Genomic DNA, 20,430 nt, shown 5'->3' with positions numbered 1-20,430 from the left:
ATTCTGGAGTGTCACCTGCAACCGGCAGCCCGTAGCGATGATTTCTGCGGGCTGCACGGCGATCGCCTGAAGATCCGCCTGACCGCGCCGCCAGTCGAGGGCAAGGCCAACGCGTACCTGATGGCCTTTCTGGCCAAGGCCTTTGGCGTGTCCAAGAGCCAGATCAGCTTGATCAGTGGCGAGTTGAACCGGCAGAAACGGGTGCGAATCTGCTCACCGAAGAAGTTGCCGGATTTGCCTGGACTGGTACGCCCGGCGGGTTGACCGCGTCATCGTTCATCGCGGGCAAGCCACGCCCCCACAGGGATACGCATTCCAATGTGGGAGCGTGGCTTGCCCGCGATGGCCGCGCCTCGGTCTGACAGGAAACAATCAGGCCCGGCCTTTGCTTGCCGCTAACCCCAGCGGTCTTTAGACTTACGCCTCATTTCAATGAGAGCAGGGTCGATGCCAGCTGCCTTTCCCCCCGATTCTGTTGGTCTGGTGACGCCGCAAGTGGCGCACTTCAGCGAGCCGCTGGCCTTGGCCTGTGGACGTTCGCTCCCGGCCTATGACCTGATTTACGAAACCTACGGCACGCTGAATGCCACGGCGAGCAACGCCGTGCTGATCTGTCACGCCTTGTCCGGGCACCACCACGCCGCCGGCTATCACAGCCCCGACGACCGCAAACCCGGTTGGTGGGACAGCTGCATCGGCCCCGGCAAGCCAATCGACACCAACAAGTTCTTCGTGGTCAGCCTGAACAACCTCGGCGGCTGCAACGGCTCCACCGGCCCGAGCAGCATCAACCCCGAGACTGGCAAGCCGTTCGGCGCCGACTTCCCGGTCTTGACCGTCGAGGATTGGGTGCACAGCCAGGCGCGCCTGGCAGATCGTCTCGGCATCGCCCGGTTCGCGGCCGTGATCGGCGGCAGCCTCGGCGGCATGCAGGCGATGCAATGGAGCATCACCTACCCTGACCGCATCCGTCACTGCCTGGCCATCGCCTCGGCACCCAAGCTGTCGGCACAGAACATCGCGTTCAACGAAGTGGCGCGCCAGGCAATCCTCACCGACCCTGAATTCCACGGCGGTTCGTTCCAGGAACACAACGTGATCCCCAAGCGCGGCCTGATGCTGGCGCGGATGGTCGGGCACATCACCTACCTGTCCGACGACTCCATGGGCGAGAAATTCGGCCGCGGGCTCAAGAGCGAGAAGCTCAACTACGACTTCCACAGCGTCGAGTTCCAGGTTGAAAGCTACCTGCGCTATCAGGGCGAAGAGTTCTCCGGGCGCTTTGATGCCAACACGTACCTGTTGATGACCAAAGCGCTCGACTACTTCGATCCGGCGGCGAACTTCGACGATAACCTGGCGAAAACCTTTGAAGGCGCCAAGGCCAAGTTCTGCGTGATGTCGTTCACCACCGACTGGCGCTTCTCCCCTGCCCGCTCGCGGGAACTGGTGGATGCACTGATGGCCGCGCGCAAGGACGTCTGCTACCTCGAGATCGACGCACCGCAAGGCCACGACGCCTTCCTGATTCCGATCCCGCGCTACCTGCAGGCATTCGGCAATTACATGAACCGCATTACGCTGTGAGAAAGCCATGAGAGCTGATCTGGAAATCATCCAGGAATGGATCCCCGCCGGCAGCCGCGTGCTCGACCTCGGGTGCGGCGATGGCGAACTGCTGACCTGGCTGCGCGATAACAAGCAAGTCACCGGTTATGGCCTGGAAAACGACGCCGACAACATCGCCGAGTGCGTGGCCAAGGGCATCAACGTCATCGAACAGGACCTGGACAAGGGCCTGGGCAACTTTGCCAGCAACAGTTTCGACATCGTGGTCATGACCCAGGCGCTGCAAGCGGTGCACTACCCGGACAGGATCCTCGAGGAAATGCTGCGCGTCGGTCGCCAGTGCATCATCACCTTCCCCAACTTCGGTCACTGGCGCTGCCGCTGGTACCTGGCGAGCAAGGGCCGGATGCCGGTTTCCGAGTTCCTGCCGTACACCTGGTACAACACGCCCAACATTCACTTCTGCACCTTCGCGGACTTTGAAGCCTTGTGTCGCGAACGTGAAGCGAAGGTCATTGATCGACTTGCCGTGGATCAACAGCATCGGCACGGGTGGGCCAGTAAGCTATGGCCTAATCTGTTAGGTGAGATCGGAATCTACCGCGTCAGCAGTCCGGGACTTTCCGACCACAAGGTCGCGGTCTGATCCACCCTATTGCAAGGAGAACGATCATGGGTCGTCTAGCGTTATTTCTACTCACTGCCTGCCTGAGCGTTACCGCCATGGCCGCCGACGTCATCAAGGGCGAGCGCAAGGAAACCTTCGGTGACGTGACGGTGCATTACAACACCTTCAACTCCACCTTCCTGACCCCGGACATCGCCAAGTCCGCCGAACTGATCCGCAGCAAGAACCAGGGCGTGATCAACATTTCGGTACTCAAGGAAGGCAAGCCACTGATGGCCCAGGTGAGCGGCTCGGTCAAAGACCTGACCAGCCAGACTGTGCCACTGAAATTCAAACAGATCACCGAACAAGGCGCGATCTACTACATTGCGCAATACCCGGTGGATCAGCAGGAAGTCCGCACCTTCGATATCAAGGTGCAGACCGGCGACAAAACCAACACCATCAGTTTCCAACAAGAGCTTTTCCCCGGCCAATGATGAACTTCACCCAACTCGTACTGGCCAGCCATAACGCCGGCAAACTCAAGGAACTCCAGGCCATGCTCGGCGAGTCGGTGCAACTGCGCTCGATCGGCGAGTTCAGCAGCGTCGAGCCTGAAGAAACCGGTCTGTCGTTCGTCGAGAACGCCATCCTCAAGGCCCGTAATGCCGCGCGCATTTCTGGCCTGCCGGCGTTGGCCGATGATTCCGGGCTGGCGGTTGATTTCCTCGGTGGTGCACCGGGTATTTACTCGGCCCGCTATGCCGACGGCAAGGGCGATGCGGCGAATAACGCCAAACTGCTCGACGTTTTGAAAGATGTGCCTGAAGCGGAACGTGGCGCGCAGTTTGTCTGCGTTCTGGCGCTGGTGCGTCACGCCGATGATCCGCTGCCGATTCTCTGCGAAGGCTTGTGGCACGGACGCATTCTGACTGCTGCCAGCGGTGACCACGGTTTTGGCTACGACCCGTTGTTCTGGGTACCGGAGCGCGACTGCTCCAGCGCCGAACTGAGCCCGAGCGACAAAAACCAGATCAGCCACCGCGCCCGTGCAATGGATCTGCTGCGCCAGCGTCTGGGCCTGAAATGACCCGCGAATCATCTGCTTCGCCGCTGATTTTCGGCGGCGAAGCGCAATCGCCTCGGGCCGCCTTGCCTGTGCTGCCGCCCTTGGCGCTGTACATCCACATCCCGTGGTGCGTACGCAAATGCCCCTATTGCGATTTCAACTCCCACACCGCCAGCCCCGTGCTGCCGGAAGAAGAGTATGTCGACGCATTGCTGGCTGACCTAGATCAGGACCTGCATGCCGTTTACGACCGTGAGCTGAGTTCGATCTTCTTTGGCGGCGGCACGCCGAGCCTGTTCAGCGCTGATTCGCTGGGTCGCTTGCTCAAAGGCGTCGAACAACGCATCCCGTTTGCCAGCGACATTGAAATCACGCTGGAAGCCAACCCGGGAACGTTTGAGCAAGACAAGTTCGTGGCCTACCGGAAACTGGGCATCAATCGCCTGTCGATCGGCATCCAGAGCTTTCAGCAAGAAAAGCTCGAAGCCCTGGGGCGGATTCACAACGGAGACGAAGCCGTTCGCGCTGCCGGCATGGCGCGCCAGGCCGGGTTCGATAACTTCAACCTGGATTTGATGCATGGCTTGCCGAATCAGTCCCTGGACGATGCCCTGGGTGACCTGCGCACAGCTATCGCCCTGAAACCGACGCACCTGTCGTGGTATCAACTGACGCTGGAACCCAACACCGTGTTCTGGAACCAGCCGCCAACGCTGCCGGAAGACGACACGTTGTGGGACATTCAGGAGGCGGGCCAAGCACTGCTGGCTGAACACGGTTACGCACAATACGAAGTTTCGGCCTACGCCCAGCCTGGTCGTGCCGCGCGGCATAACCTCAATTACTGGAGCTTTGGCGATTTCATCGGTATTGGCGCTGGCGCCCATGGCAAGCTCAGCCATCCGGACGGACGCATCATTCGGACATGGAAGACTCGCCTGCCCAAGGATTACCTCAATCCGTCGAAAAGCTTTCAGGCTGGCGAGAAAGCGCTGGGCAACGATGAAATGCCGTTCGAGTTCCTGATGAACGCGCTGCGCCTGACTGAAGGCGTCGAATCGCGGTTGTACCCGGAACGTACCGGCATGACGCTGGAAAGCCTTGCTGAAGGCCGCCGCGAAGCCGAACAAAGTGGCCTGATGCAGGTCGAACCGTCACGTCTGGCGGCTACCGAACGCGGACAACTCTTCCTCAACGACTTGCTGCAGAAATTTCTGACATAAGGAAATCGAATGGATTTGGTACTCGACCTGCTCGCCACCGTATCTCGCTGGAGCCGTAGCAATCTCTCGGAAATCGCCCTGGCCTTGGTGGGCTGCCTGCTGGTGCTGTTCGGTGCGGATTTCAAAGGCTGGGTCGAGCAACGCCTGGGCAGCATCGCCGGCGCCCTGCGCGTGCCACTGATGGCCCTGCTGTGCATGATCGGCAGCGGCGCCGCGCTGATCTACGCCACGCCGTGGATCGTCAAGGGCTTGAGCCAGTTCAACAACTACAGCCTGGCGCCGGTGTTGTTGGTGGTGTTGGTGCTCATTGGCGTTGTAGCCGACCGTCGCTAAAGCGGCGGCAACTTACGCTCCATTGCTTTGATCAATGACGTATGAGTTGTTGCCATTGGCGCAAAACGGCTCAGCAGCTCGTCTAGATGATCGACTGAGCGCAGATACATCACGCAGACAAAATCGTCATCCCCCGTCACCTTGTAAAAGGTGACGCACTCCCCCGTCTCCCTAAGCAACTGCTCCACCGTTTGCATCTGACCGGGATTGGAGCGCATCCGAACAATCATCTGCAGCCGGTAACCGACCACCTCGGGATCGACATCGACGCAGTAACCCTTGATTGCAGTCTTCTCCAAGTGCCGAAGTCGCTCACCGCAACTGGGCGCAGACAGGCCGACCTGCCGACTCAATGCTTTCACCGATAGCCTGGCATGACTATTCAATGCGGTGATGATGGTCTTGTCGAGCGGGTCAAGTACTACCTCTTTTTTAATAAGTTTTTTCATCCTGATGGCCTTCTGAAAACAGGTCTATGAAGGTGTACTCGTTGATCTTGTCTCACGCCAATCGAATTCATAGCACGTCGACGGTTGTACTCATACACTCAAAAACCGCCAAGCAGTGTTATAGAAAAATACTACGCAAAACTCAGAATGAGATGACGAGGTATCAAAATGAAACTTGAACCCGACGAAAATCTGTTTGCCTGCTATCTTTCAAACCTTTTTCCGGAGCAGCGCATATTCACATTAAGAAACAAATTCTCCAAAGATGGCTTTATTAAAGTTAACGATATTGCTGACACAGAACTTAAACACCTTATAAAAAACGAAGTCTTGACTCTACTTGAGCAGCAGGGAGAACGTCGCGACTTACTGCTGACCACAACCGATAACAGCCCGAGACATATGAGTGTTGTACGCAGTGAATGGATCGCCCAACAGAAAGGACTCATATATAAACTTGCACGATCGCCAAACTTGCTCGAGCTCTTGTCGCGTATTGCGGGCACAGAAGTAATCCCTCAAGTATCAAACGATGAAGAATTTCTGATCACCCGACAGGAAAAGAAGGGTGATACGCATGGTTGGCATTGGGGTGACTATAGCTTTGCGTTGATCTGGATTATCGAAACACCACCCATTTCTTGCGGAGGCATGCTCCAGTGTGTTCCTCATACTTACTGGGACAAAAACAATTCACGAATAAACGAAATACTCTCCAACCACCCAATTTCCACCTATGGATTTTTAACCGGGGACATTTACTTCCTTCGAACTGACACGACTCTGCACAGAACTGTCCCTCTCAGCGACGACGTCACGCGAATTATTTTAAATATGACCTGGGCTGATAAACGACTGATCGACAAACCTCTTTCTGGTAACGACCGTTGGTGGGAAGACAAACACGCTGCAGCGGTGCGCACTGAACAATAACCTCACGTTTCTGAATCAGCGGGCCATTTATGCATGATCAAAAATGTTTATACGATGCAGCTTTACTGCTCGAACGAGCGAGCTCATCAGTGGCGATGGCAAATTTGGTTAAAGATGCCGTGAATCGAAACCAGTGTTGGCGCGGACAGCAATGCATCAACCTTGTTGCCGCCGAAGCGCCATCAAGTCCCAGCGCCAGAAGTCTACTGGCGAGTGAAATCGGGATACGCGCCTCCGGTGGTCACATAGGCCGTGACAATCGTTTCTTTACCGGCATGGCATTGATCGACGAGGTTGAATCACTCTGCGTAGAACTATTGAAAAAGGCCTTTCGCTGCAAATACGCGGACCATCGATTGATGGGAGGGATGGCTGGTGTCATGGCAGCTTATACCGCATTGGCATCGCCGGGCGATTGCGTGATGACCGTGCCGATCATGCAAGGTGGCGATTCCAGCCACCGCAGCAATGGCCCCCCGGGGGTCAGAGGACTAGAGATCATCGATCTCCCTTTCCACGCAGGGACAAACGATATTGATATCGACTTGTTCAAGCAAATTGCCACATATCGCAAACCGAAAGTCGTCGGTATCGGGATGACGTTAACGCTCTTCCCGGTACCGCTAGAGCGGATAAAGGAAATTATTTCCCCTTGGGGCGGCAAAGTTTACTTCGACGCAGCGCATCAACTTGGACTGATTGCAGCCGGGCTTTTTCAGGATCCGCTGAGGGAAGGCGCAGATCTGATGACCGGGTCTTCAGGAAAAACATTCAGTGGTCCTCAGGGCGGGATAATCGTTTGGGATGATGAGGAGCTGAGCGCAGCGATTTATCGTAGCCTTTTCCCGATGCTTACTGGCAGCCACCAAATTAATCGTGTTGCCGCGTTAGCGGTGGCAACAACCGAAATAATAGAGTATGGCAAGGCTTACATGACACAAGTAGTAAAAAATGCGCAACGACTGGGCTTGGAACTAAGAAAGCGTGGCTTGAATGCCTTATTTCACGAGCGCAATTTTACCGCCACTCATCAGGTTGTTATTAAATCGACTTATCTGGATAGCGCCGTCTATGAAGTCAGATTATTAGAATCTGCCAATATCATATGCAACAAAACACCACTTAGTTGGGGATTTTCAAAAGAAAGCCCTGCAGATCAAAGCGCGATAAGACTGGGCACTACCGAAATCACAAGACTCGGAATGAAGGAAAACCACATGGCATGGATAGCAGAAAAAATAGCCGAAGCACTGCAACACTCACGCAGTCCTGTGATGATTGCTCAGGACGTAATCGAATTCATGAAAGATTTTCGAACGCTGCATTTCTGCCACGACATCGGCACTCATTAAAGCCCTCTTTAAGGTTTTTCCTATGAGCTTTTTTACAACCCCGGAGTTTTCTTTTTTATTAACGGCCTCCGCACTACTAGCAAGTCCAGGCCCAGCAACAATGGCTCTGGCGGCTAGCGGGGCGGCTTACGGGCTCAAGCGATCGCTCATGTTCTTTTCCGGGATCATGGCGGGGCTCGCGATTTCAATTAGCTTGGTGGCGTCCGGTATCTTCATTATTATTCAGAAGGTTCCGATACTTGCTACGGGATTGGGACTTATCTCCGCAGCCTACATCGTGTTCCTCGCGTGGTTGATTGCTAGAACGCCACCTATCAGCAGCGTAACAACGGTTGCAGCACCACGATGGAGTGCCGGATTTGTTATTGGCGTTACCAATATCAAAGCTTACGCAGTTTTTGCAGCATTGCTGGGAGGATTTCCGCTTGGATTAGCACAACCTTGGGATTTGGTATTCAAGGTTTCCAGCTGTCTGGGGATCTGCGTTACGTTTGATTTTATCTGGCTTAGCTCCGGCAATCATTTAAGACGCTTTTTTGTCCGACCACGCTGGAATCGAGCACTCAACATTAGCTTTGCCATGTTGATGATATCCAGCGTTGCCTTGTCGCTATTGCTCTGAGATTCAACATGCACCGGAGCGGACGAACCGCTCCTGAACATTACGACTGCTTTTCGAACTTCAGATCCCAAACCCCATGCCCAAGACGTTCGCCACGGCGTTCGAACTTGGTGATCGGGCGTTCGGCCGGGCGAGGTACGCACTTGCCGTCTTCGGCCAAATTACGGTAGCCCGGCGCGACATTCATCACTTCCAGCATGTATTCGGCGTAGGGTTCCCAATCGGTGGCCATGTGCAGAACACCGCCGACTTTCAGCTTGCTGCGCACCAGCTCCGCGAACGACGCTTGAACGATACGACGCTTGTGGTGACGGCTCTTGTGCCACGGGTCCGGGAAAAACAGCATCAGGCGATCGAGGCTGTTGTCGGCCACGCAACGGTTGAGCACTTCGATCGCATCGCAATCGTAGACCCGCAGGTTGGTCAGGCCTTGGGTCAGCACGCCGTTGAGCAGCGCGCCGACACCCGGACGGTGAACTTCGACACCGATGAAATCCTGCTCAGGCGAGGCCGCTGCCATTTCCAGCAGCGAATGGCCCATGCCGAACCCGATTTCCAGCGACCGCGGTGCCGAGCGACCAAACACTTGGTCGTAATCCACTGGCGCATCGGCCAAGGGCAGCACGAAAAGAGGCGTGCCTTGCTCCAGACCTTTTTGCTGGCCTTCGGTCATGCGCCCGGCACGCATCACGAAACTCTTGATACGGCGGTGTTGGCGCTCGTCGCCTTCTTCCGTCTGGATTGGCGTGTCGTTCGATTCAGTCATCAATGGCTCTTACTTGATCAGACCATCCAGCGGCGAAGAGGCGCTGGCATAGAGTTTTTTCGGCATGCGGCCGGCGAGGTAGGCCAAGCGACCTGCAACGATGGCGTGCTTCATGGCTTCAGCCATCATGATCGGCTGCTGGGCATGTGCGATGGCCGAGTTCATCAGCACGGCATCACAACCCAGTTCCATGGAAATGGTGGCGTCGGAAGCGGTACCGACACCCGCATCCACCAGCACCGGGATCTTGGCTTCTTCGAGGATGATCTGCAGGTTGTACGGATTGCAGATACCCAGGCCCGAACCGATCAGACCGGCCAGTGGCATTACCGCGATGCAGCCGATTTCCGCCAGTTGCCGGGCAATGATCGGGTCATCACTGGTGTAGACCATCACGTCGAAGCCTTCCTTTACCAGCACTTCGGCGGCCTTGAGGGTTTCGATCACGTTAGGGAACAGGGTTTTCTGATCGGCCAGCACTTCCAGCTTCACCAGGTTGTGGCCATCGAGCAGCTCACGGGCCAGGCGGCAGGTGCGCACAGCCTCGACAGCGTCGTAGCAACCGGCGGTGTTCGGCAGGAAGGTGTAGCGATCCGGCGACAGCACTTCAAGCAGGTTCGGCTCGCCTTCGATCTGGCCCAGGTTGGTGCGGCGCACGGCAAACGTGACGATCTCGGCACCCGAGGCTTCGATGGCCAGGCGGGTTTCTTCCATGTCACGGTACTTGCCGGTACCAACCAGCAAACGCGACTGGTAAGTACGACCGGCCAGGACGAAAGGCTTGTCGCTACGAACGATGCTCATGGGGAATCCTCTGTAGGGGTGAGGGTCTTGCAGAATTCTGTCGGCCCGTGGGCCAGACGGCTAGCCGCCGCCGATGGCGTGCACGACTTCGACGTTGTCGCCGTCGTTGAGCGCGGTATCGGCATGCTGGCTGCGCGGAACGATATCCAGATTGAGTTCGACCGCCACCCGGCGTCCGGTAAGGTCCAGACGGGTCAGCAGGGCCGCAACGGTTTCACCGTCGGGCAGTTCAAAGGATTCGCCGTTCAACTGAATGCGCATGCGCTATGCCGCCATCATTTTAAAGGGCTGGCATTCTAGCCCGATCGTGACCTAAAGGTCAGCAATAAGCGTCAAGCGGTCAACGGCAAACGCCAGGCGGCGAGCCCCAGGCAGAGCCAGCCCGCGAGGAAGGCCAGGCCGCCGAATGGCGTGATGATGCCGAGCTTGCTGAAGCCAGTCAGCGTGAGCAAATACAGACTGCCGGAGAACAACAGGATGCCAAGGGCAAACGACGCACCGGCCCAGGTCACAAGGCGACCGGGAATTTGTGTGGCCAATATCGCGACGCCCAACAACGCCAGGGTGTGCACCAGCTGATAGGTGACGCCGGTGTGGAAAATCGCCAGGTACTCGGCGCTCAAACGGTTTTTCAGGCCATGGGCGGCAAACGCGCCAAGACCGACACCGGTGAAACCGAAAAAAGCGGCCAGCATCAGAAAGCCACGCAACATGAAGAACTCCAATCAGACTCGATCCAAAGGGTCTGTATAATGGCCCGCTCAACGGGTTCGGCCAAGCCATCTCTATGCTGCGTATCTATTTCCGTCGTTTTACCAAGGCCGTGCTCTGGTTCATGGGCGGCAGCGTCCTGCTGGTACTGATTTTTCGCTTTGTGCCTCCACCAGGCACGGCGTTGATGGTCGAGCGCAAGATCGAATCCTGGATCGATGGCGAGCCCATTGACCTGCAGCGCACCTGGAAACCCTGGGACGAAATCTCAGACGACCTGAAAGTCGCGGTGATTGCCGGCGAAGACCAGAAATTCCCGGAGCACTGGGGCTTCGACGTAAATGCGATAAAGGCAGCACTGGCCCACAACGAACTCGGCGGCTCGATTCGTGGCGCCAGCACGCTCAGTCAACAAGTGTCGAAAAACCTGTTTCTGTGGTCCGGTCGCAGCTGGCTGCGCAAAGGCCTGGAGGCCTGGTTCACCGGCCTGATCGAAGTGTTCTGGCCCAAGCAGCGGATTCTTGAGGTTTATCTGAACAGCGTCGAGTGGGATGACGGAGTATTCGGCGCGGAAGCGGCGGCCCGGCATCACTTTGGCACTAGCGCCAAAAATCTCAGTCGCCAGCAGTCGAGTTTGCTGGCAGCGGTACTGCCGAACCCGCGCGTATGGAGCGCCAGCCACCCAACGTCCTACGTGGCGCGGCGAGCAGGCTGGATACGACAGCAGATGAGCCAGCTGGGTGGGGACAGCTATCTGGTGGGGCTCAATGATTCGCGTAGGGCGCCGTGGGCTGAATAGCCCCAAAGTCAAAAGATCGCAGCCTTCGGCAGCTCCTACAGGATGTACCCCATTCCATGTAGGAGCTGCCGCAGGCTGCGATCTTTTGATCTTCAAACAAAAACGCCCCGATCAATGATCGGGGCGTTTTTTATTGCCTTTGCGCAAATTACGCGGCAATCGACAACTTGAGCTTGTTCATCGCGCTTTTCTCAAGCTGACGAATACGCTCGGCCGACACGTTGTACTTCTGCGCCAGGTCGTGCAGCGTGGCTTTTTCTTCCGCCAGCCAGCGCTGGTAGAGGATGTCACGGCTGCGGTCGTCCAGCACTTCCAGCGCTTCGTGCAGGTTGTGGTTGGAGTTATCGCTCCAGTCGGCGTCTTCCAGTTGACGGGCCGGATCGTACCGGTGGTCTTCCAGATAGTTGGCCGGCGACTGGAATGCACTGTCGTCGTCCGCTTCGGCGGCCGGGTCGAAGGCCATGTCATGGCCAGTCAGGCGACTTTCCATCTCGCGGACTTCCCGAGGCTCTACACCCAGGCTTTCCGCTACGCGATGGACTTCCTCGTTATTCAACCAGGCCAGACGCTTCTTCTGGCTGCGCAGGTTGAAGAACAGCTTGCGCTGGGCCTTGGTGGTCGCGACCTTCACGATGCGCCAGTTGCGCAGGATGAACTCGTGGATTTCCGCCTTGATCCAGTGCACGGCAAAGGACACCAGGCGCACGCCCATCTCCGGGTTGAAGCGCTTCACGGCCTTCATCAGGCCGACGTTGCCTTCCTGGATCAGGTCAGCCTGAGCCAGACCGTAGCCGGAATAGCTACGGGCGATATGTACGACAAAACGCAGGTGGGCGAGCACCATCTGCCGAGCCGCCCCCAAATCCTGCTCATAATAGAGACTCTCGGCCAGTTCACGCTCCTGCTCCGGCGACAGCAATGGAATGCTGTTGACGGTGTGCACATAGGCCTCCAGGTTCGCACCCGGGACCAGAGCATATGCAGGTTGCAAAGAATTGGTCATACGAAAAAACCTCCGACTTACAAACTCGTGCAGTTCAGCACTGCGAAAATTGACCGGAAACCGAAAGACAAGTTCCCTAAAACCCATAAACGCTGAAAGGTCAATACGAGCAAAATGATACTACTTAGGCGCAAGCTCCCTCAGGTGGCGTGCGACTGCAATCCATGCACCGATATACCCCAACAGCACCGCGCCAAGCAAGAGAGACAGACCGTCGGCAACTGGCACTCCAGCCAGCGCAAAGTCACTGCCGTACAAACCGGCCAGCCCTACTACCGCGTCGTTCAGCCAGTCAAGGCCGAACGCCAGTACGCCCCAAGACAGAACCCCCGCACCAAAGCCATACAACGCCCCCATATATAGAAAGGGCCTGCGTACATAGCTGTCAGTGCCGCCGACCAGTTTAATCACTTCTATCTCTGTGCGGCGGTTTTCTATATGAAGACGAATGGTATTGCCTATCACCAAAAGTAATGCAGAAACCAGAAGCACGGTCAGACCGAAGACAAAACGGTCACCCAGCTTGAGGATGGCGGCCAGACGCTCGACCCAGACTAAATCAAGTTGCGCCTGCTGTACCTTCGGCAGCTCGGATAGTTTTTGTCTTAATGCTTCAAGGGCCGGCTTGTCGACTTCAGTCGGCGTTACCAACACCACGCCCGGCAACGGGTTCTCCGGCAGTTCCTTGAGCGCCTCGCCCAGACCGGACTGTTGCTGGAACTCTTCCAGCGCCTGCTCCCGGCCAACATATTCGGCATCGGCGACGCCAGGCATACCCTTGATCTGCTCGCGCAACGCCTCGCCTTGCGCCGGGCTCGCCTCGATTTCCAGATACAGGGAAATCTGTGCCGCGCGCTGCCAGGAACCGCCCAGACGCTCGACGTTACTTAGCAAAAGTGACAGGCCCATGGGCAAACTCAGGGCCACCGCCATCACCATGCAGGTGAAAAAACTGCCGATGGGCTGCTTGCCCAGGCGGCGCAGGCTGTCCACCAGGCTGGCACGATGGCTTTCGATCCAGGCACGGAACAACGTGGCGAAGTCCGGCCCGTCGTCATCGTCGTGTTTTTTCTTTTGCGGTTGCGGATCGGCGGCTTTCGGGGCCACGCGCTCGGAAACCTTCGGGCTGCGGGTAGCACTCATACGGCAGCCTCCCCGTCGCCGATCAATCGGCCGCGTTGCAGGGTCAGCATGCGGTGACGCATGCGGGCGATCAGGGCCAGGTCGTGACTGGCGATCAGCACACTGGTACCCAGACGGTTGATGTCTTCGAACACACCCATGATTTCGGCGGCCAGCCGCGGGTCGAGGTTACCGGTCGGCTCGTCCGCCAGCAGCAAGGCCGGACGGTGGACGATGGCGCGGGCGATACCGACGCGCTGTTGCTGACCGGTGGACAGGTCGCCCGGGTACAGATCGGTTTTATCCGACAGCGCCACACGCTCCAGTGCTGAGTCCACGCGCTTGGCGATCTCGGCCTTGGACAGGCCGAGGATCTGCAAAGGCAACGCGACGTTATTGAACACCGTGCGATCGAACAGCAACTGGTGATTCTGGAACACCACGCCGATCTGCCGACGCAGGAAAGGTATCTGCGCGTTGCTGATGGTGCTCAGGTCTTGCCCGGCGAGCAGCAACTTGCCGCTGGTCGGGCGCTCCATGGCCAGCAACAGGCGCAACAACGTGCTTTTACCGGCGCCGGAATGGCCGGTGACAAACAGAAACTCGCCACGACGGACTCGAAAGCTCAGCTCATGCAAGCCGACGTGACCGTTCGGGTAGCGTTTACCGACCTGTTCGAAACGAATCATGAACGCTCCCGCTCGGCAAACAATGCCTGGACAAAGGGTTCTGCTTCAAAGGTACGCAAATCGTCGATGCCTTCGCCGACGCCAATGTAGCGGATCGGCAGGCCGAATTGCTTGGCCAGGGCGAAAATTACCCCGCCTTTCGCGGTGCCGTCGAGCTTGGTCAGCGCCAGGCCAGTCAGTTCGACGGTCTGGTTGAATTGCTTGGCCTGGTTGATGGCGTTCTGGCCGGTACCGGCGTCGAGCACCAGCAGCACTTCGTGCGGCGCGTCGGCGTCGAGTTTGCCGATCACCCGGCGAACTTTTTTCAGCTCTTCCATCAGGTTGTCTTTGGTGTGCAAGCGACCGGCGGTGTCGGCGATCAGCACATCGATGCCACGAGCCTTGGCGGCCTGCACGGCGTCGAAGATCACCGAAGCCGAGTCAGCGCCAGTGTGCTGCGCGATCACCGGGATCTTGTTGCGCTCGCCCCAGACCTGCAACTGCTCCACCGCTGCCGCGCGGAAGGTATCGCCGGCCGCCAGCATGACTTTCTTGCCTTCCAGCTGCAGTTTCTTCGCCAGCTTGCCGATGGTGGTGGTCTTGCCGGCACCGTTGACGCCGACGACCAGAATCACGAACGGCTTGTTCTGCGAGGTGACTTTCAGCGGCTGCTCGACAGGCTTGAGCATGGCGGCCAGCTCGGCCTGCAGGGATTTGTACAGGGCATCGGCGTCGGCCAGCTCTTTGCGTGCGACCTTCTGCGTCAAACGCTGAATGATCACCGACGTGGCTTCTACGCCAACATCGGCGGTCAGCAAACGCGTCTCGAGATCTTCGAGCAGCTCGTCATCAATGACTTTCTTACCCAGAAACAGGCTGGCCATGCCTTCGCCAATACTGGCACTGGTCTTGGACAGGCCCTGCTTGAGGCGGGCAAAGAAACCGGCCTTGGTTTCTTCGGTGCGTACCGGCGCGGCCGGGGTTTCGACCGGAGCAGGGACGGAAGCAGCAGCTGCAACCACCGGGGCTACCGGGGCTACGACGGGTGGGGCAACCGGTGCAGGTGCAGGTGCAGGTGCAGGTGCAGGTGCAGGTGCAGGTGCAGGCTCAGCCACAACGACGGGTGCCACCACCGGTTCGACCACAGGCGCATGAACCGGTGCCGGCGTGAACGCTGCCGGGGCCGGAATCGGCGGGGTCACATGGGGTGCCAGGTCATTCTCGACCAGCGCCACCGGCTCTTCCGCCACGGGTAAGGTCAGCCATGGCTCGGCAGCGGTAGTCAGCGGCTGCCCGATGATTTCGCGGGCAGGTTCGGCCTGCGGTTGCAGTACCGGCCCGGCAATCGGCGGGACCGCCGGTGCGGGCGCTTTTTCTAATGCCGGTGCCGCGACAGGCGCTGGCTCAGGAACAGGTTGTGGTTGTTCGACGGCGGGTTCCTGCGGCTTTTTGCGCAGCCATCCGAACAGGCTTTTCTTCTCGCCAGCCGCAGCTGGGGTCTTCTTGTCGTCGTTGGAACCAAACATGGAGGACGGCTATCTCACGGTAGCGACGCGCCAATGGCGCCCCGGCAAATAAATATTCGATGCAGAACAGACTGCGATTGACTCAGCTTGTTCACGCGCAACATTTTGTCGAGGTGCGAACGGCACCTCACGGAAACGTTTTTACGAAGGACTAAAGCAGCAAAATCGGCGAAAAAGCAGAGTTTAGTTGATAAATTCCAACCTTCTGCCGCAAACCCATACAACCTGATCAAACGCAAAGGCCTGATAGGCGTGGCCGCCAGTAAAACGGATCAGTATCCTAGCACCCTCTCGCCCGCTGACGCTAAGAACAAGCGGGCAGCCCCAAAGGTTTGAAAACGAATGAATGCTCTTGCCCGCCGCGCCGCAGGCCTGCTGCTCAGCACAGTTTGCCTGCCCCTTTCGGCCCTGGCTGCCGACCCGCAACCCACCCACGAATTCACCCTCGACAATGGCCTGAAGGTAGTCGTGCGTGAAGACCACCGTGCGCCCGTGGTGGTTTCCCAGGTCTGGTACAAGGTCGGCTCCAGCTATGAGACACCGGGTAATACCGGCTTGTCCCACGCTCTGGAACACATGATGTTCAAGGGCAGCGAGAAAGTTGGCCCCGGCGAAGCCTCGCTGATCCTGCGCGACCTCGGCGCCGAAGAGAATGCATTCACCAGCGACGACTTCACCGCGTATTACCAGGTGCTGGCCCGCGACCGCCTGGGCATAGCCTTCGAGCTGGAGGCCGATCGCATGGCCAGCCTGCGCCTGCCGGCCGACGAGTTCGCCAAGGAAATCGAGGTCATCAAGGAAGAACGTCGCCTGCGCACCGACGACAAGCCGATGTCCAAGGCCTACGAACGCTTCAAGGCCATGGCCTACCCGGCCAGCGGCTATCACACGCCGACCATCGGCTGGATGGCCGACCTTGAGCGAATGAAAGTCGAAGAGCTGCGTCACTGGTACCAGACCTGGTACGTGCCGAACAACGCCACGCTGGTGGTGGTCGGCGACGTGACGCCAGACGAAGTCAAGGCCCTGGCCCAGCGCTATTTCGGCCCGATCGCCAAGCGTGATGTGCCCGCCGCGAAAAAACCGCTGGAACTGGCCGAACCGGGCGAGCGCCAGATCACCCTGCACGTGCAGACCCAACTGCCCAGCCTGATGCTGGCCTTCAACGTGCCGAGCATAGCCACCACCGACGACAAACGCCTGGTCAATGCCCTGCGCCTGATCTCGGCGCTGCTCGATGGCGGCTACAGCGGACGCATCCCGACGCAGCTGGAGCGCGGAGAGGAACTGGTATCCGGCGGCTCGTCGAGTTACGACGCCTACACCCGTGGCGACAGCCTCTTCACCCTGTCGGCATCACCAAACTCACAGAAGCACAAAACCATCGCCCAGGCGGAAGCCGGTTTGTGGAAGCTGCTCGACCAGCTTAAGACCACCGCGCCTACCGCCGAAGAGCTGGAGCGCGTACGCGCACAAGTCATTGCCGGCCTGGTCTACGAACGCGACTCGATCACCAGCCAGGCCACCGCCATCGGCCAACTGGAAACCGTCGGCCTGTCATGGAAGCTGATGGACACCGAACTGGCCGACCTGGAAAGCGTGACACCGCAAGACATCCAGAAAGCCGCCAAGCTGTATTTCACCCGCGAACGTCTCAGCGTCGCCCATGTACTGCCTCTGGAGACGACTCATGAGTGAGCGTAAACCCTCCCGCCTGGCCCTGATCGGCCTGGTCACCGTTGCCGTTATCGGTTCCGCCGCGTTCTATTTGTCTCGCTCTGGCGAAACCAATGCCAGCGAAGCCCTCGACAAGGCCAGGGCCAGCCAGAAACTGCAATCGCTGACCGAACTCAACGGCAAGGCACCGGACCACCGCAAGCTCGATGTGCAGACCTGGAACACCACTGACGGCACCAAGGTGCTGTTTGTCGAAGCCCATGAGCTGCCGATGTTCGATATGCGCCTGATCTTCGCCGCGGGCAGTAGCCAGGACGGTAATACGCCGGGCCTGGGGCAGTTGACCAACGCCATGCTCAACGAAGGCGTCGCCGGCAAAGACGTCGGTGCCATTGCCCAGGGCTTCGAAGGCCTGGGCGCCGACTTTGGCAACGGTGCCTATAAGGACATGGCAATCGCTTCACTGCGCAGCCTGAGTGCCAAGGACAAGCGCGAGCCGGCCCTGAAGCTGTTTGCCGAAGTCATCGGCAAGCCGACTTTCCCTGCCGATTCGCTGGCCCGCATCAAGAACCAGATGCTCGCCGGTTTCGAATACCAGAAACAGAACCCCGGCAAACTCGCCAGCCTGGAACTGATGAACCGCTTGTACGGTGATCACCCGTACGCACATTCCAGCGATGGCACGGCAAAAACCGTACCGACGATTACCGCGGCACAACTGCGTGCGTTCCACCAGAAAGCCTACGCAGCGGGTAACGTGGTGATCGCGCTGGTCGGTGACCTGTCCCGCGCAGAAGCCGAGACGATTGCCGCACAGGTTTCCAGCGCCCTGCCCAAGGGCCCGGCCTTGCCGAAAATCGCGCAGCCTGTCGAACCCAAGGCTGGCGTCAATCACATCGAGTTCCCGTCCAAACAGACCAACCTGATGCTCGCGCAACTAGGCATCGACCGCGACGACCCGGACTACGCGGCGTTGTCCATGGGCAACCAGATTCTCGGTGGCGGCGGCTTCGGCACCCGGTTGATGAGCGAAGTTCGCGAGAAGCGCGGCCTGACTTACGGCGTGTATTCGGGCTTCACACCGATGCAGGCGCGTGGCCCGTTCATGATCAACCTGCAGACCCGCGCCGAGATGAGCGAAGGCACCTTGAAGCTGGTACAAGATGTGCTGGCCGACTACCTTAAAACCGGCCCGACCGAAAAAGAACTCGACGACGCCAAGCGCGAACTGGCCGGCAGCTTCCCGCTGTCTACCGCCAGCAACGCCGACATCGTCGGCCAGTTGGGCGCCATCGGCTTCTACAACCTGCCGTTGAGTCACCTGGAAGACTTCATGCAACAGTCCCAGGACTTGACCGTCGAGCAGGTCAAAGCCGCCATGAACAAACACCTGAGCACGGACAAAATGGTCATCGTCAGCGCTGGCCCGACCGTGCCGCAACAGCCGTTACCGGCCCCTACTGATAAACCTTCCGAGCAGCCGCTCGGGGTTCCGGAGCATTAATGGCCCATCCTAAAAAACCCGCCAAAAACGTCCATAACGGCGTAAATCAGCTACGCATCATCGGCGGCGAATGGCGCAGCCGGAAGCTGAGCTTCCCCGACGCCCCGGGCCTGCGCCCGACGCCCGACCGTGTGCGTGAAACCCTGTACAACTGGCTCGCGCCGTACGTGCCGGGCGCCAAGGTGCTCGACCCGTTCACCGGTAGCGGCGCGCTGTTCCTCGAAGCCTTGTCCCGTGGTGCGGCCATGGGTCAGGCGCTGGACGCCAGCAGCCTTGCGGTATCGAGCCTGAAGGAGCACCTGGGCACACTGCGTTGCACCAACGGCCAGGTCCAGACCGCCGATGCCCTGCGCTATCTGGAAACCCAGACCGCAACGGCCTACGACCTGGTGTTCCTCGATCCACCGTTCAACCAGAACCTGCTGCCCGCCGTTTGCAAGTTGCTCGAAGAGCGCCAATGGCTGGCCGAAGATGCCTGGGTGTACACCGAAAGCGAGTCCGCGCCGTCAACCCTGGGCCTGCCGCAGAACTGGCGCCTGCACCGGGAGCAGAAATCCGGGCGCGTCTACTACTCGTTGTGGCAACGTATGGCAGAGATCGCCGGTTAACCGACCGGCCTGAAAAAGGTGCGTACCCGCTACGCACCACTGCATCGAGAATGATCGTGTCTCATCCGCCAGAACGCTTCACCCCCGCCTTCGGCCTCGGCAACCCGCACTTGCAAACCTTGTGGGGGCCACTGTGGCGTAAAACCGTGCACATCGACCGCGAACGCGAACGCCTGTGGCTTGAAGATGGCGACTTTCTCGATCTGGACTGGCATGGCCCGCACAGCGCCGACGCGCCTTTGGTGCTGGTGTTGCATGGGCTCACCGGTTCGTCGAACTCGCCTTACGTGGCCGGGATGCAAAAAGCCCTGGGCGACCGGGGCTGGGCCAGCGTCGCACTGAACTGGCGCGGTTGCTCGGGCGAACCCAATCTGCTGCCACGCAGTTACCATTCCGGTGCCAGTGAAGACCTGGCCGAAACCATCAGGCACTTGCGGGCCAAACGGCCTCTCGCGCCACTGTATGCGGTGGGTTACTCCCTGGGTGGCAATGTCCTGCTCAAGCACTTGGGCGAAACCGGCAGCGACAGCGGCGTGACAGGCGCCGTGGCGGTGTCGGTACCGTTCCGCCTGGACCAGTGCGCCGACCGCATCGGCCAAGGCTTCTCCAGGATTTACCAGGCGCACTTCATGCGCGAGATGGTCGCCTATATCAAGAACAAGCAGCGACAATTCCAGCATGACGGACGCGAGGAGGGCCTGGCAGCCCTGGCGGCCCTCGGATCACTGGAAAACATGCGCACGTTCTGGGATTTCGATGGTCGGGTAACCGCGCCGCTGAACGGTTTCGCCGATGCCGAGGATTACTATCGCCGGGCCTCCAGCCGCTATTTTCTCGGTGAAATCCGTACGCCGACCTTGATGATTCAGGCCGCCGACGACCCTTTCGTGTTTCCCCACAGCCTGCCGCACGTCGATGAGTTGTCCGCTTGCACGCAATTCGAACTGCAAGCCAAGGGCGGGCATGTCGGCTTCGTTGACGGCACGCTCACGCAACCGGGTTACTACCTGGAGCGACGCATCCCCGAGTGGCTGGCCGCCGTAGGGCGCGCCTGAGTCATGGACGCAGATCAAGGCGAGTCG

24 protein-coding genes are annotated in these 20,430 nt (G+C 58.7%); 15 read left to right on the top strand and 9 right to left on the bottom strand.

Features of this window, described 5'->3' with window-relative positions; translation table 11 throughout:
- From ACRESJ_RS19215 to ACRESJ_RS19185, 7 genes are all read left to right on the top strand, one after another.
- A partial coding sequence (locus tag ACRESJ_RS19215; RefSeq protein WP_431759296.1) for a DUF167 family protein occupies nt 1-264 on the top strand: 264 nt, incomplete at its 5' end.
- A 183-nt stretch (nt 265-447) separates the two neighbouring features.
- Nucleotides 448-1,587 carry a homoserine O-succinyltransferase MetX gene (gene metX / locus ACRESJ_RS19210; RefSeq protein ID WP_057398145.1) on the top strand — a complete coding sequence of 380 codons (1,140 nt, stop codon included), beginning with the start codon at nt 448-450 and terminating at the stop codon, nt 1,585-1,587.
- 7 nt (nt 1,588-1,594) lie between these two features.
- Entirely contained in the window at nt 1,595-2,215 is a 621-nt protein-coding gene (metW, locus tag ACRESJ_RS19205; protein ID WP_223456686.1) for a methionine biosynthesis protein MetW, read from the top strand.
- Between the two features lie 26 nt (nt 2,216-2,241).
- On the top strand, nt 2,242-2,676 hold the full coding sequence (locus tag ACRESJ_RS19200) for a DUF4426 domain-containing protein (protein ID WP_431759295.1): 435 nt from the start codon (nt 2,242-2,244) through the stop codon (nt 2,674-2,676).
- Entirely contained in the window at nt 2,673-3,269 is a 597-nt protein-coding gene (gene rdgB / locus ACRESJ_RS19195) for an RdgB/HAM1 family non-canonical purine NTP pyrophosphatase (protein WP_431759294.1), read from the top strand. Before ACRESJ_RS19200 ends, rdgB begins: the two co-directional genes overlap by 4 nt.
- Nucleotides 3,266-4,471, top strand: coding sequence for a radical SAM family heme chaperone HemW (gene hemW, locus ACRESJ_RS19190; protein WP_431759293.1), 1,206 nt, complete (start codon nt 3,266-3,268; stop codon nt 4,469-4,471). Before rdgB ends, hemW begins: the two co-directional genes overlap by 4 nt.
- 9 nt (nt 4,472-4,480) lie before the next feature.
- On the top strand, nt 4,481-4,804 hold the full coding sequence (locus ACRESJ_RS19185; protein ID WP_075946317.1) for a DUF3392 domain-containing protein: 324 nt from the start codon (nt 4,481-4,483) through the stop codon (nt 4,802-4,804).
- Here ACRESJ_RS19185 and ACRESJ_RS19180 read toward each other — a convergent pair.
- On the bottom strand, nt 4,801-5,253 hold the full coding sequence (locus ACRESJ_RS19180) for an Lrp/AsnC family transcriptional regulator (protein ID WP_431759292.1): 453 nt from the start codon (nt 5,251-5,253) through the stop codon (nt 4,801-4,803). The genes ACRESJ_RS19185 and ACRESJ_RS19180 overlap by 4 nt on opposite strands.
- A 168-nt stretch (nt 5,254-5,421) precedes the next feature.
- On the opposite strand from ACRESJ_RS19180, the gene ACRESJ_RS19175 reads away from it, so the two are divergent.
- From ACRESJ_RS19175 to ACRESJ_RS19165, 3 genes are read left to right on the top strand one after another with little or no spacing between them, the layout of a single operon-like run.
- Nucleotides 5,422-6,186, top strand: a complete 765-nt coding sequence (locus ACRESJ_RS19175) for a HalD/BesD family halogenase (RefSeq protein WP_431759291.1) — start codon at nt 5,422-5,424, stop codon at nt 6,184-6,186.
- Between the two features lie 29 nt (nt 6,187-6,215).
- Nucleotides 6,216-7,538 (top strand): serine hydroxymethyltransferase, encoded by a 1,323-nt coding sequence (glyA, locus tag ACRESJ_RS19170; protein WP_431759290.1) that lies wholly within the window; start codon nt 6,216-6,218, stop codon nt 7,536-7,538.
- A gap of 22 nt (nt 7,539-7,560) precedes the next feature.
- Nucleotides 7,561-8,160 (top strand): LysE family translocator, encoded by a 600-nt coding sequence (locus tag ACRESJ_RS19165; RefSeq protein ID WP_431759289.1) that lies wholly within the window; start codon nt 7,561-7,563, stop codon nt 8,158-8,160.
- Between the two features lie 40 nt (nt 8,161-8,200).
- Here ACRESJ_RS19165 and trmB read toward each other — a convergent pair whose 3' ends face one another.
- The 4 genes from trmB to ACRESJ_RS19145 all read right to left on the bottom strand — a co-directional run bounded on the left by trmB (nt 8,201) and on the right by ACRESJ_RS19145 (nt 10,443).
- Nucleotides 8,201-8,926: a tRNA (guanosine(46)-N7)-methyltransferase TrmB gene (gene trmB, locus ACRESJ_RS19160; protein WP_431759288.1), complete on the bottom strand. Its 726-nt coding sequence runs from the start codon at nt 8,924-8,926 to the stop codon at nt 8,201-8,203.
- A 9-nt stretch (nt 8,927-8,935) separates the two neighbouring features.
- The gene (locus ACRESJ_RS19155) at nt 8,936-9,730 is read right to left on the bottom strand and encodes a thiazole synthase (protein WP_007953385.1); all 795 of its coding nucleotides are present in this window, start codon (nt 9,728-9,730) and stop codon (nt 8,936-8,938) included.
- 60 nt (nt 9,731-9,790) lie between these two features.
- On the bottom strand, nt 9,791-9,991 hold the full coding sequence (gene thiS / locus ACRESJ_RS19150) for a sulfur carrier protein ThiS (protein WP_050562648.1): 201 nt from the start codon (nt 9,989-9,991) through the stop codon (nt 9,791-9,793).
- A 71-nt stretch (nt 9,992-10,062) separates the two neighbouring features.
- Nucleotides 10,063-10,443, bottom strand: coding sequence for a DUF423 domain-containing protein (locus tag ACRESJ_RS19145; protein WP_431759287.1), 381 nt, complete (start codon nt 10,441-10,443; stop codon nt 10,063-10,065).
- A gap of 74 nt (nt 10,444-10,517) precedes the next feature.
- On the opposite strand from ACRESJ_RS19145, the gene mtgA reads away from it, so the two are divergent.
- The gene (gene mtgA, locus ACRESJ_RS19140) at nt 10,518-11,240 is read left to right on the top strand and encodes a monofunctional biosynthetic peptidoglycan transglycosylase (RefSeq protein ID WP_431759286.1); all 723 of its coding nucleotides are present in this window, start codon (nt 10,518-10,520) and stop codon (nt 11,238-11,240) included.
- 148 nt (nt 11,241-11,388) lie between these two features.
- Here mtgA and rpoH read toward each other — a convergent pair whose 3' ends face one another.
- The 4 genes from rpoH to ftsY form a co-directional block, all read right to left on the bottom strand.
- On the bottom strand, nt 11,389-12,243 hold the full coding sequence (gene rpoH, locus ACRESJ_RS19135; protein ID WP_007975386.1) for an RNA polymerase sigma factor RpoH: 855 nt from the start codon (nt 12,241-12,243) through the stop codon (nt 11,389-11,391).
- 120 nt (nt 12,244-12,363) lie between these two features.
- Nucleotides 12,364-13,386 (bottom strand): permease-like cell division protein FtsX, encoded by a 1,023-nt coding sequence (ftsX, locus tag ACRESJ_RS19130; protein WP_431759285.1) that lies wholly within the window; start codon nt 13,384-13,386, stop codon nt 12,364-12,366.
- Nucleotides 13,383-14,054 (bottom strand): cell division ATP-binding protein FtsE, encoded by a 672-nt coding sequence (gene ftsE / locus ACRESJ_RS19125; RefSeq protein ID WP_007975383.1) that lies wholly within the window; start codon nt 14,052-14,054, stop codon nt 13,383-13,385. The genes ftsX and ftsE overlap by 4 nt, the downstream gene beginning before the upstream one ends.
- On the bottom strand, nt 14,051-15,559 hold the full coding sequence (gene ftsY / locus ACRESJ_RS19120; RefSeq protein ID WP_431759284.1) for a signal recognition particle-docking protein FtsY: 1,509 nt from the start codon (nt 15,557-15,559) through the stop codon (nt 14,051-14,053). The genes ftsE and ftsY overlap by 4 nt, the downstream gene beginning before the upstream one ends.
- A 342-nt stretch (nt 15,560-15,901) precedes the next feature.
- Here ftsY and ACRESJ_RS19115 point away from each other — a divergent pair, with 342 nt between their 5' ends.
- Genes ACRESJ_RS19115 through ACRESJ_RS19100 form a run of 4 tightly spaced genes read left to right on the top strand, consistent with a single transcriptional unit; the run spans nt 15,902 to nt 20,403 of the window.
- Entirely contained in the window at nt 15,902-17,257 is a 1,356-nt protein-coding gene (locus ACRESJ_RS19115; RefSeq protein ID WP_431759283.1) for a M16 family metallopeptidase, read from the top strand.
- A complete protein-coding gene (locus tag ACRESJ_RS19110; protein ID WP_431759282.1) occupies nt 17,250-18,740 on the top strand; it encodes a M16 family metallopeptidase in 1,491 nt (496 codons plus the stop codon). The genes ACRESJ_RS19115 and ACRESJ_RS19110 overlap by 8 nt, the downstream gene beginning before the upstream one ends.
- Complete coding sequence (rsmD, locus tag ACRESJ_RS19105; RefSeq protein ID WP_431759281.1) at nt 18,740-19,348, top strand: 16S rRNA (guanine(966)-N(2))-methyltransferase RsmD; 609 nt, start codon at nt 18,740-18,742, stop codon at nt 19,346-19,348. Before ACRESJ_RS19110 ends, rsmD begins: the two co-directional genes overlap by 1 nt.
- Nucleotides 19,349-19,404: 56 nt before the next feature.
- On the top strand, nt 19,405-20,403 hold the full coding sequence (locus tag ACRESJ_RS19100; protein ID WP_431759280.1) for a hydrolase: 999 nt from the start codon (nt 19,405-19,407) through the stop codon (nt 20,401-20,403).
- Nucleotides 20,404-20,430: the final 27 nt, after the last annotated feature.

Origin of the sequence: Pseudomonas sp. (genome assembly GCF_050739655.1) — a bacterium.
Lineage (GTDB): Bacteria > Pseudomonadota > Gammaproteobacteria > Pseudomonadales > Pseudomonadaceae > Aquipseudomonas.
This window is presented reverse-complemented; position numbering and strand designations above follow the sequence as displayed.